The organism is Xenorhabdus mauleonii (assembly GCF_900113945.1).
In the GTDB taxonomy this organism is placed as follows: domain Bacteria; phylum Pseudomonadota; class Gammaproteobacteria; order Enterobacterales; family Enterobacteriaceae; genus Xenorhabdus; species Xenorhabdus mauleonii.
Window position 1 is genome coordinate 22,353 of the sequence record NZ_FORG01000033.1, and the last position, 9,078, is coordinate 31,430.

General features: G+C 36.6%; 20 protein-coding genes. 12 read left to right on the top strand and 8 right to left on the bottom strand.

Features of this window, described 5'->3' with window-relative positions; all coding sequences use genetic code 11:
• Positions 1–13 precede the first annotated feature (13 nt).
• From BM100_RS19810 to BM100_RS19840, 8 genes are all read right to left on the bottom strand, one after another.
• Entirely contained in the window at positions 14–238 is a 225-nt protein-coding gene (locus BM100_RS19810) for a TrbC/VirB2 family protein (RefSeq protein ID WP_232504920.1), read from the bottom strand.
• A 43-nt stretch (positions 239–281) separates the two neighbouring features.
• Positions 282–917 carry a lytic transglycosylase domain-containing protein gene (locus BM100_RS19815; RefSeq protein ID WP_092514118.1) on the bottom strand — a complete coding sequence of 212 codons (636 nt, stop codon included), beginning with the start codon at positions 915–917 and terminating at the stop codon, positions 282–284.
• Entirely contained in the window at positions 914–1,105 is a 192-nt protein-coding gene (locus tag BM100_RS19820) for a hypothetical protein (RefSeq protein WP_242437608.1), read from the bottom strand. The genes BM100_RS19815 and BM100_RS19820 overlap by 4 nt, the downstream gene beginning before the upstream one ends.
• Before the next feature lie 116 nt (positions 1,106–1,221).
• Complete coding sequence (locus tag BM100_RS19825) at positions 1,222–1,488, bottom strand: DNA-binding protein (RefSeq protein ID WP_012368864.1); 267 nt, start codon at positions 1,486–1,488, stop codon at positions 1,222–1,224.
• A 72-nt stretch (positions 1,489–1,560) separates the two neighbouring features.
• Positions 1,561–1,749, bottom strand: coding sequence for a hypothetical protein (locus tag BM100_RS19830; RefSeq protein ID WP_012368863.1), 189 nt, complete (start codon positions 1,747–1,749; stop codon positions 1,561–1,563).
• Between the two features lie 7 nt (positions 1,750–1,756).
• Complete coding sequence (locus BM100_RS19835) at positions 1,757–2,227, bottom strand: hypothetical protein (protein WP_050955858.1); 471 nt, start codon at positions 2,225–2,227, stop codon at positions 1,757–1,759.
• A gap of 102 nt (positions 2,228–2,329) precedes the next feature.
• Positions 2,330–2,719, bottom strand: coding sequence for a hypothetical protein (locus tag BM100_RS22765; protein WP_012368861.1), 390 nt, complete (start codon positions 2,717–2,719; stop codon positions 2,330–2,332).
• A 15-nt stretch (positions 2,720–2,734) separates the two neighbouring features.
• On the bottom strand, positions 2,735–3,589 hold the full coding sequence (locus BM100_RS19840) for a replication initiation protein (protein WP_020803325.1): 855 nt from the start codon (positions 3,587–3,589) through the stop codon (positions 2,735–2,737).
• A 989-nt stretch (positions 3,590–4,578) separates the two neighbouring features.
• Here BM100_RS19840 and BM100_RS19845 point away from each other — a divergent pair.
• From BM100_RS19845 to BM100_RS19890, 12 genes are all read left to right on the top strand, one after another.
• Entirely contained in the window at positions 4,579–5,103 is a 525-nt protein-coding gene (locus BM100_RS19845) for a J domain-containing protein (protein WP_092514122.1), read from the top strand.
• Positions 5,104–5,157: 54 nt separating this feature from the next.
• The gene (locus BM100_RS19850) at positions 5,158–5,364 is read left to right on the top strand and encodes a hypothetical protein (protein ID WP_012368913.1); all 207 of its coding nucleotides are present in this window, start codon (positions 5,158–5,160) and stop codon (positions 5,362–5,364) included.
• Positions 5,365–5,433: 69 nt separating this feature from the next.
• On the top strand, positions 5,434–5,985 hold the full coding sequence (locus BM100_RS19855) for a hypothetical protein (RefSeq protein ID WP_092514124.1): 552 nt from the start codon (positions 5,434–5,436) through the stop codon (positions 5,983–5,985).
• Between the two features lie 21 nt (positions 5,986–6,006).
• A complete protein-coding gene (locus BM100_RS19860; protein ID WP_012368911.1) occupies positions 6,007–6,273 on the top strand; it encodes a hypothetical protein in 267 nt (88 codons plus the stop codon).
• Positions 6,263–6,493 (top strand): transcriptional regulator, encoded by a 231-nt coding sequence (locus tag BM100_RS19865; protein WP_012368910.1) that lies wholly within the window; start codon positions 6,263–6,265, stop codon positions 6,491–6,493. The genes BM100_RS19860 and BM100_RS19865 overlap by 11 nt, the downstream gene beginning before the upstream one ends.
• A gap of 26 nt (positions 6,494–6,519) precedes the next feature.
• A complete protein-coding gene (locus BM100_RS23255; protein WP_169924791.1) occupies positions 6,520–6,678 on the top strand; it encodes a hypothetical protein in 159 nt (52 codons plus the stop codon).
• Between the two features lie 187 nt (positions 6,679–6,865).
• Complete coding sequence (locus BM100_RS19870) at positions 6,866–7,048, top strand: hypothetical protein (protein ID WP_012368908.1); 183 nt, start codon at positions 6,866–6,868, stop codon at positions 7,046–7,048.
• Between the two features lie 4 nt (positions 7,049–7,052).
• Complete coding sequence (locus BM100_RS19875) at positions 7,053–7,310, top strand: hypothetical protein (RefSeq protein ID WP_092514126.1); 258 nt, start codon at positions 7,053–7,055, stop codon at positions 7,308–7,310.
• Positions 7,311–7,373: 63 nt separating this feature from the next.
• The gene (locus BM100_RS19880) at positions 7,374–7,676 is read left to right on the top strand and encodes a hypothetical protein (RefSeq protein WP_244590728.1); all 303 of its coding nucleotides are present in this window, start codon (positions 7,374–7,376) and stop codon (positions 7,674–7,676) included.
• Between the two features lie 139 nt (positions 7,677–7,815).
• Entirely contained in the window at positions 7,816–7,950 is a 135-nt protein-coding gene (locus tag BM100_RS23880) for a hypothetical protein (RefSeq protein ID WP_259493503.1), read from the top strand.
• Positions 7,951–8,069: 119 nt separating this feature from the next.
• Entirely contained in the window at positions 8,070–8,366 is a 297-nt protein-coding gene (locus tag BM100_RS19885; protein WP_012368903.1) for a type II toxin-antitoxin system RelE/ParE family toxin, read from the top strand.
• 1 nt (position 8,367) lies between these two features.
• A complete protein-coding gene (locus BM100_RS19890; RefSeq protein ID WP_012368902.1) occupies positions 8,368–8,652 on the top strand; it encodes an addiction module antidote protein in 285 nt (94 codons plus the stop codon).
• The last annotated feature ends 426 nt before the right edge of the window (positions 8,653–9,078 follow it).

A 9,078-nucleotide genomic window follows, 5' to 3' on the forward strand; every position in this document is an offset into this window, starting at 1 on the left:
CCTCATTTTTAAATTACAGCCAGTCTTTCACGTAAGGGGCAATCACAAAGAGGAAAATAGCAAAACCAATCCCCCACAGAAAACCGATATATTTACGGGCAAACAGTATAATCAATGCCCCTGCAATTACTGCCAGTGTAATAGCGGCTCCCCGAATCCCGACTAACCAATCAATCCATTTTTGGAGAATCCCTGTTGATGCAGTATCAACCCCTGCGGCAAGAGCGGGTTCAACCATAAACAGCCCCATAAAAACCATCATGAAAAGTGCAAATATTTTTTTACTGTTCATCATTCACCTTTTGCAAATGCATTGTTACCTGACCTCGAATAATATATTCAGGATATATTATTGATGAGGTGTGCCTTAAACTTGTTTTATTTCCATTTCCCTGTGTTGTATTCGCTTGTTTAATTGTTTTTGTGCTTGGAACAACTACCGTTGTTTTTGTTCTTTCAATAGGCTGCCCTCCTATCCTCTCTATATAACTGGTATTATTAAATGCTGTTTCTTTTTTGTGTCCTGTTTCAAAATTACCGGAGTAATAACAACTTAATGCGTTCTTTAAATTTCCTCCACGTTGAAAGCAATCTACCAGAATTTTTTCTGCTATTTTAAGATTACTGCACGGGTTCAACATTTCCTCTGCGGTAACGTTATACCCTTTAAAATTTCCGGAGTAGATTTGCATCAGACCAACTGAAAATCGTCCGTTGTTTGTTTCCAGCCTTTCGATAATTTCCAGTGCTTCATTTTTTGATTTCGGCAAATGACTAATGATTTTATCTTTCGTTACGATCTCCGCAATGGCAAACGGATTGAATCCGCTTTCCGTTTTTGCAATATCTATCACCGTATCAGTATGCACTGACGGGGCACATTGCAAAGCTAATGAGAGTAACGTTTCTTTAATCATTTCTGTCCTTCACCTTTATGCGTATTTCCAGACAGAGATTTCTTATACTCCCTCTCAATTAGTAGCATCAGGAAATTCCGCTTTGAACGGCTGATTTTTTGGCTTTCAGCATTTACCCAATCATTTAGGTTGCTAGGTAAGTCCAACCTGACACTGACATAATTTTTTTCTACGATAGGTTTTGCCATTAAATTACTCACCCGTTGATAAGAAATAATTAAACATAATTGAATTATGTAAGTCATTCTACAACGAGATTTAAGGCAAATAACACCCTAAAAGCGGGTGTTATTGTCTGAAAAACTCAAATTTTGTTCAGTAATAAGTTAAAGATTCTTATTAATGTGACCGACCTCAAAATTTTAATTTCTGAGCAGCCTGAAATTAAAACAGTTGTATCATTCAGTCTTTTTCTCACCGTATCAGGGTGACGATTGTTGAGTCTCGCAAGCTCTGCGATAGAAGATCCCATAGCATAAAGTAGTGCATCATGCTTTTGGGCAGTGGTGAGATTGTTTTCAGGAAAAATTTGATCTAAATAGTGCGGATCAATATGATTATGACCAGTCATGATAACCTCTCTAACAGGTTGTTGTGATTAGCAGGTAGTAAAAGTGTCCGCTTTCACTACCTGCGTTATAAACTACTCTTTTTCTAACGCCATTGTTAACGCCTTTACAGCCCAATCAGGGCAAGTACGTGAACTTGGTTTATCCGGATCATTAACCCATGATTTTATCGCCCTGACAGAACAGGGACGCATTGTTTGTATGCAGATTAATTCTGCTGCTTTTTTTTGTGTAATTTGATGTTCACGCATGAGACGGAGCATAATTTCTCTATTGTTCATTAACTTTCTTCACATAAACAGAGCCAGCCACAGGACTTTCAAACAATAGCCGTAACCTCTCTGAAATTTTTTCTTCTTTTACATTGTAATAACCTAATGATTTAAAGAATTTAGTGGGAGAAACAATAAATGGCAAAGAGTAAACAGCTACAGAAATTAAAACAAAAAAAAGGAAGAAGTTATAAATATATGTCGAAATTCTAGACGACTCAAGAGTTAAAAGATCATTTGTTAAACCTTGATATTCAAATAAAAATAAATAAAATATTAACCCTGCTGTAAAAATAATAGCTGTTTTTGCTATTGAAAATAAATATCTGATGAATGCTATTATATAAACAACATATTGCATCAATGATGCCCGTTTATCCTGACTAACTTCATTTCTGATTTTCTGATAATCATCAGATGGAAGAGTTCCTAGTTCAACGCCATGTTGAAATACTTTAATGATTTCCATGTTACCCCCTTGTAGTTGTAGTCTATAAACACAATAGGGCACATGTGCCCCTTAGTCAAGAGGTAGCATAAAAAACACACATATAAAAACCATCTAATTGTTTTATCTATTTTTAAATGAATATGTTCCCATCAATCTCTGGAATAAACACCACTCACTCACATCGCCCAAAGACCCTAATACGAGCATAAGGATAACAAACCACATACTCCCGTCCCACACACCACCGTTAGTGTTGTATTTGATAATCAGGAAAAATCCACCCAAAATAACGGTCAGATAAATAACACCTCTACATAAACCAACAATCATAGAAAAAATCACATCACAAGACACACCAATAAATACACGAATAAAGAAAAAAATTTTTTTCAGCGCACTTAGTGCTGTTTCTTTTCGCCTCTTTACAACAGAAGCACCTTTAATTTTTTTAATTTGCTTTTTAATTTTATTTTTTTCTTTTCCTTGTGGAAAATGATAAATCTTTGCCATAGCTACACCTCATATCTAAGATGAAAAGTTTTTATCAAACATATCTAAAAACTCACGTTCATCATCAGTTAAATTAACTGAATCTAAAGAATAACTAAATTTCAAACGGTCAACTTTTCTTCCGAGTTTTCCCGAAACCTCAAACTTTAAGTTTTTAACTTCTGTTAATTTAATTATTTCCTTAACTGATTTATTTAAAACATCTCTTTTGAAAATAGGAAAATCAGGGTATTTATATTCTTTATTACCATCTTCATCAATTGAATAAAGATTTAATTCATCTTTTAATTCATCAATTGAAATATCAAAAAAACCTAACCTAGAATTAGCACTATAATGTTTTCTAATTAACTGATATAAAGATGCAGCATTAACGCTAGATAAACTTACAACAGACAATAAAACTTGTGTAGTATATTTTTTTTCTACACCTACCAAATTACATAAAAATCTTTTTGCTGAATTTGTAAATTTAATTCCAATTCGCCCCTCATCGTTATAATAAACAGAAAACTCTGTCAAACTCAGGTTCATTGAATCTGGAATATTTTTTTTTGTAAAAGGTAGCTTTAACTCATTTTTAAGATTTAAAATATCCTCATTATTTAGCTTTAATAATACACTATCCAAAATAGCAGCCCCCTCTTTTAAAGCTGCGTATGCTGCATTTGCTTTAACATTAGCCCATTGAACATAATCACTAGCACTTACATAAAATATGTGATCATCATCAAATTCGTTTTTTGAATTTATTTGACTCATGGCTAAAAATAAAACTTTTTTTGCAACTATTGGCAATGCAGAAAGAGTTAAATTCAAATCATTTCTATGTCTGACTTTAGTTAACCGAGATAGTGATTTTTTATTCATCGTTACTCTCATTTTTAAATCAACCTTGCATATACTCATCATACAACCATAACATGAGAAATCAATAAAAAAAATCTCATGGCATCACAAAACTTTCTCATGTTTATATCTATGTCACAGATCATCACAAGACAACCATTTTTAAATCAAGGGTTAATTATAATTCAATTAACATTTCCCCAATAAAAAACTGTTTGAAACTGTTAATTCAACCCAAAAACCTCTCATGTTTGACCCAAAAACCTCTCATGTTTACCCCAAAAATCTCTCATGCTTAACCCAAAAACCTCTCATGTTTGACCCAAAAACCTCTCATGTTTGACCCAAAAACCTCTCATGATTAGCTAATTTTTTCTCAAATAATCAAATGCATACACACTGACTAAGTTTTTAAGTTTTTAAGAAAAGAAAGAAAAAAGAAGTTAAAACAATGCACAGAACTTGTGGATAACTTTGTTTGCCTTGCGTTGAAAAGCGCCCAAACAACCACACAATCCCCTTTTACAAGATCTGATTAAATTTTGACCTACTCAGTCATTAACTGACGCACTCCGCTCCGCTCGTTTGTCCAACAGCGACCCCGACCCACAAAACAAGTTTTGCGTGTCTCTCGCTGTTCTGTCTTTCAGGGTTTGTATTTTTAAAGCTCTTTAAACAGCGTCAAAACGATTGTGAGACGTTTTTTTGAGTTGTTGCAAGATTCTATCGTCTTCGACCATTAAACTACTGAGATGCGTTTCTGTTCGTTCTCTTTGGTTCGCTACGCTCACGGCTTAACAGAATAAAGGGGGGCTATATCGCATTTTTTCAATTACAGATATAAATATTTAATTAGTTAAAAATCAATGTGTTAAATTATTTTAAAGTGTGATTTTTATCAAAAAAAAGGCAAAAAAGCATTGCCTATACGCCCAATAAGGCGTATTATTATTACATCGAGAGGGGAAACGCCCTGAACACAATAGCCCAAACGGGCAGGAGATAAAAAAATGAATATTCAGCAAGCCTTAAACGTTTTCGGTTTATTTGGCGAACTCACCGAGCAAGACATCAAAACAGCTTACAAAAAAGCGTCCTTAAAATTCCATCCTGACCGTAATCAGGGCAACCCCGTAGCCGCTGAAATGATGAAAGCTGTCAATTGTGCCTATGATTTTCTTATGCAAAATATGGACAAAATTAATGCGTTTCAGAGTGAAGAAGCAACAGCGCATTACAACTACGGGGAAGAACTCGAAAACGCCTTAAATGCATTACATGCGCTTTCTGGTGTGATTTTTGAAGTTACCGGCAACTGGATTTGGATCAGCGGTGACACCAAACCACACAAAGAAGCTCTGAAAGCAATGGGCTGTAAATGGGCGAACCAAAAGAAAATGTGGTTTTTCCGTCCCGAAGAATACAAGGCGCACGGCAACCGCAAATCGCACAGCATGGACGAAATCCGCGCCATGTATGGCACGACAGGCGCATACAAAGCCAAAGGAAGCAGACAGATCGAAAGCCGCGCTTAACCTATTACGACAGGGGCGAAAGCCCCTGAATCAGGTATTCAAAGGAGTTTTAATATGAACATGAAAATTACTGATATTTTAAAATTTGGTGATTGTTACCGTTATTTTTTAATCAAAAACAGCACTGAAATTTGCTGGATTGAGTTTAACGGCAAAAAAGAAATTAAATGCTCTAACTTTGAAAAAGGCAGCAAAGAAGAATTAGAACTCGCAGAGTTTTTATATAACGTCCGTCGAAACCACCTGTTAAGTGATATCTAAGCCTGTTTTTTATGGCGGGTATCGAACCCGCCTAAAAAATTATATTAAGCTATGCACGAGTACAGAGCCATGAACGAAAAACCGACTTTTTTTGATCAATACAGACCCGTTTTTGAGGTGGTGTGCCGTATGTTAGGCGGAAACTGGCGCGTTAATCTGCTGGACGATTGTCAATATCGTATCAAGCTGACATCCCCCGATTTTAGAGGGTTTATCATTATCGTCAGGCAGGAGCAAGGGCGGTTAGTGTTAACGGGATTTGTTGATTCCCGATTGTATCGCGGGACGTATTTTAAATGTACTGTAGCATCGGACAGAAAACCCGATGCAATTGCACAGACCATCACGCGGAAAATTTTATGCTGTGTACGGGAAGAACTGATAAAAGCGCGAGAGATTGAAAAATCACATCAGGACGCGCGGGAGCAGGATAAAATCATTAAGGGTATGCTGTCCCGTCTGGTGAAGCTGGAAAGCCATTACAACGCTTTTACGGGCTTTCGGGCGGATAATGATTTACGGGGGGATATAACTAAACGGTTTGACGGGTACGGGCTGACAGTGCAAGGGTTGACCGTTGAGCAATTAGTCAAATTAACAGGTATTATTAATACTATCTAAGATATAAAGAGTGATCTCAATATGAAAACCATAAGAAAAAACAAAGGTGATGTAACTTATTATTTAAGCAGAGAGAATAACGATAGTTATCGTCTTATTAAAAAAATCAAGGCGAGAGCGACTCATTTAGTTAAAGACGGGCATAAAACAACCAAAGTAACATTAAGTGATTTGTTATTAACGCATGACCAACTTTACAACTTAGATTATTCATTAAACGGGCTGAGGGCAGATGATAAAGCCACAATTGAATTGCTTATAGGGGAGTTTTTTAAAAATGGAAAATAATGCAAAAAATATAAAAGCGTTGAGATTAAAAACAGGTTTAACACAAAAGGAAATGGCAGAAAGGTACGGGGTAGGGATCAGAACTTGGCAAAAAAAAGAGGAGGACGGGACGCAAAGCAGTCAGAAGTTATCAAATTTTGATTTTGAATACTTGCTGTTATTGGCTGGTGAGCATCCTGATTTTGTGCTGGAAAAAAGAAATAAGGAAATTGCAAGCTAATCGCTTGCGCTGCTCTTTGTTCGGGTGTGGCTGATTCTTTCTTTTGTCTGCGACCGTCCGGCTCTGGCGTGGCGGTCAGCCCGTTAACGGCAACGGCGGCTGTTCAGGGGGCGCAAGCGCGGGTCTTGCGTTTCCCGATACGTCCCCCCTCTTTATCGGCAAATCGGCGTTGGTGTTCTTTTTGACTCCGAGTTGTTGCCTTACATGCGCCAAAGGCGCATAAAATCAATAAGTTAAATATTTTTTAAAGTGTGATATTCATCAAAAAAAGGATAGGAAAGTATTGCTTATACGTCCAATAAGGCGTATTATTATTACATCGAGAGGGGAAATGCCCCGACCACAATAGCCCAAACGGGCAGGAGATTTAAAATGAAAACAAAAAATATCAAAAAAGCGTTTAATATCCCTAGTTTTTCAGAATCAGTAAAAAAAGATTTTGAAGCAGGTCTTATTACTCTGGAAGATGCAGCCATAGAATTTTATAAAGCAAATTATACATTTTATATCGACTTTGAATATACAAAGAAACAACTCCAGATACAAGAGGTATAATTTAATGAAAAAATACACAGTTTTATTTGCAGAAATAAGCAAAAAAAATCCGGATGATGAACCTGATGTTTATCGCTTTGAGTCCATAAAAGAATTTCTATCTTTTGTTAAAAAAGTAAAATTCCAAGAAAAAATGAATTTTAATTATCATTATATTTTATCTGATTCCATGGAAAAAACAAATAAGTTTCAATATAAAATTACAGAAGAAGCAAAGCACTATAAGCAATTTAAAAAATTATTAATAGAATATATGAGTTAGAAAAAATAAAACTAATCTAATAAATGCCAGTAGCAACACTGGCATTCAATAGGAGACAGTAAAATGAAAATGTATCTTGTTAAATTAGATTTTTTTGAAGTCTGCGACAATGAAAGAATGTTCACGGATAGTAAAGAATATGTGATTGTAGAAAAATCAGAATCACGGGTTGTAGAAAAGTTCATTAAATTTAATAACGCATTGTTAATGAGTGTCACTCAATACGATTTATTCACCGAACCGAAAAAAATTAAGTTTATTATGTCAGCGTACAACGTAAACGGGGAGGTGATTTTTGTCGAAACATTACCGATTGAAGTTAAAAACACATTAGAGTTAATTGAGATACTAAATAGAGTTAATTGAGATACTAAAAGCCCGCCGAAGCGGTGACTATTTAACCGTAGATTGGAAGGAGGTAGACAACTAAAACAACGCTAGGCGCTGTTAAGGGGTTGCCCCCCCTTAACAGCGAACACATTAAATCAACGAAAGAGAATTTAAAATGTCCGAAAAAATGATAGCAGTTGCAAGAGCATTTGGAAAGGGAAAAGGCGGAACATTCCCTATCATGACCGCAAAAGATCTTGAGAAATTTTTAGAAGTGATGAGAACGGAACGACTGAAACAAACTCATTGATAAAAAAATAATCACAGGGGCAAAATAAAGCCCCTTTTTTTTAAAAAAAACATGATAACCACAGTTGACAATATGAGGTGTGTTAACTATAATTAACAGTATCAGAGGGAGATCATGCAATGATTGAAATCAGGCAAACAGAAGAAGTTAAAAAATGGCTTAAAGGATTAAAAGATAAAATAGCCAAAGCAAAAATTTTAACACGGATTGAGCGGATGAAAGAGGGAAATTATGGAGATGTTGAGCCGATAGGTGATGGATATTCAGAGTTAAGAATTCATCAGGGCAAGGGTTACAGAGTTTATTTTGCCAACCGAAACAATGAAATTATTTTATTGCTTTGTGGTGGTGATAAAACAACACAACAAGCAGACATAAAAAAAGCAAAACAGATAGCGAAAAAATGGGGGTTCTGAAATGAAAACAAAACCAGAATTATTCGATGTAGTCGATTACCTAGAGGATGAAGAAGATATTCAGGCATATCTCAATGCCGCTCTGGATGAAGATGATGAAAGCTACTTTTTAGCAGCACTGGGAAATATTGCCAGAGCAAGAAATATCAGCCAACTTTCAAAAGAAACAGGAATGAGCCGTGAGGGAATTTATAAAGCTCTTTCCGGAACAGGAAACCCATCTTTTAAAACGATTTCAAAAATATCTAAAGCATTAGGTTTGAAAATACACTTCGCAGGGGCTTAACCGCCCCTGTTTTTCTTTTCGGGTATTGAACCCGAAAAGAAAAACCAAGTTACCCACCGTCTGAATTTTTTGCGGGTACGGCTGCGCTCCGCTATCGCCTACCCGTGCGCGACGAACAAGCCAGCTTTTCAGGGCTGACTTGTTCTGCTCAAAAAAATCATCCCGAGGATAACTTAAACCGCCACGCTGCACTTGCTGGCATTCGCCAGCGCAGCAAAGGAAAAAGGATTTTTAAATGCCCGTCAGGGCATGTAAGGCAACCCACGAAAGTCCCAAAGAGCATCAACGCCGATTTGCCGATAAAGCGGGGGGACGTATCGGGAAACGCAAGACCCGCGCTTGCGCCCCCTGAACAGCCGCCGTTGCCGTTAACGGGCTGACCGCCACGCCAGAGCCGGACGGTCGCAGACAAAAGAAAGAATCAGC

Coding starts and splice junctions, on each gene's coding strand:
- BM100_RS19810 (WP_232504920.1), bottom strand. CDS start 238: ATGGTTGAACCCGCTCTTGCCGCAGGGGTTGATACTGCATCAACAGGG.
- BM100_RS19815 (WP_092514118.1), bottom strand. CDS start 917: ATGATTAAAGAAACGTTACTCTCATTAGCTTTGCAATGTGCCCCGTCA.
- BM100_RS19820 (WP_242437608.1), bottom strand. CDS start 1,105: ATGGCAAAACCTATCGTAGAAAAAAATTATGTCAGTGTCAGGTTGGAC.
- BM100_RS19825 (WP_012368864.1), bottom strand. CDS start 1,488: ATGACTGGTCATAATCATATTGATCCGCACTATTTAGATCAAATTTTT.
- BM100_RS19830 (WP_012368863.1), bottom strand. CDS start 1,749: ATGCTCCGTCTCATGCGTGAACATCAAATTACACAAAAAAAAGCAGCA.
- BM100_RS19835 (WP_050955858.1), bottom strand. CDS start 2,227: ATGGAAATCATTAAAGTATTTCAACATGGCGTTGAACTAGGAACTCTT.
- BM100_RS22765 (WP_012368861.1), bottom strand. CDS start 2,719: ATGGCAAAGATTTATCATTTTCCACAAGGAAAAGAAAAAAATAAAATT.
- BM100_RS19840 (WP_020803325.1), bottom strand. CDS start 3,589: ATGAATAAAAAATCACTATCTCGGTTAACTAAAGTCAGACATAGAAAT.
- BM100_RS19845 (WP_092514122.1), top strand. CDS start 4,579: ATGAATATTCAGCAAGCCTTAAACGTTTTCGGTTTATTTGGCGAACTC.
- BM100_RS19850 (WP_012368913.1), top strand. CDS start 5,158: ATGAACATGAAAATTACTGATATTTTAAAATTTGGTGATTGTTACCGT.
- BM100_RS19855 (WP_092514124.1), top strand. CDS start 5,434: ATGAACGAAAAACCGACTTTTTTTGATCAATACAGACCCGTTTTTGAG.
- BM100_RS19860 (WP_012368911.1), top strand. CDS start 6,007: ATGAAAACCATAAGAAAAAACAAAGGTGATGTAACTTATTATTTAAGC.
- BM100_RS19865 (WP_012368910.1), top strand. CDS start 6,263: ATGGAAAATAATGCAAAAAATATAAAAGCGTTGAGATTAAAAACAGGT.
- BM100_RS19870 (WP_012368908.1), top strand. CDS start 6,866: ATGAAAACAAAAAATATCAAAAAAGCGTTTAATATCCCTAGTTTTTCA.
- BM100_RS19875 (WP_092514126.1), top strand. CDS start 7,053: ATGAAAAAATACACAGTTTTATTTGCAGAAATAAGCAAAAAAAATCCG.
- BM100_RS19880 (WP_244590728.1), top strand. CDS start 7,374: ATGAAAATGTATCTTGTTAAATTAGATTTTTTTGAAGTCTGCGACAAT.
- BM100_RS23880 (WP_259493503.1), top strand. CDS start 7,816: ATGTCCGAAAAAATGATAGCAGTTGCAAGAGCATTTGGAAAGGGAAAA.
- BM100_RS19885 (WP_012368903.1), top strand. CDS start 8,070: ATGATTGAAATCAGGCAAACAGAAGAAGTTAAAAAATGGCTTAAAGGA.
- BM100_RS19890 (WP_012368902.1), top strand. CDS start 8,368: ATGAAAACAAAACCAGAATTATTCGATGTAGTCGATTACCTAGAGGAT.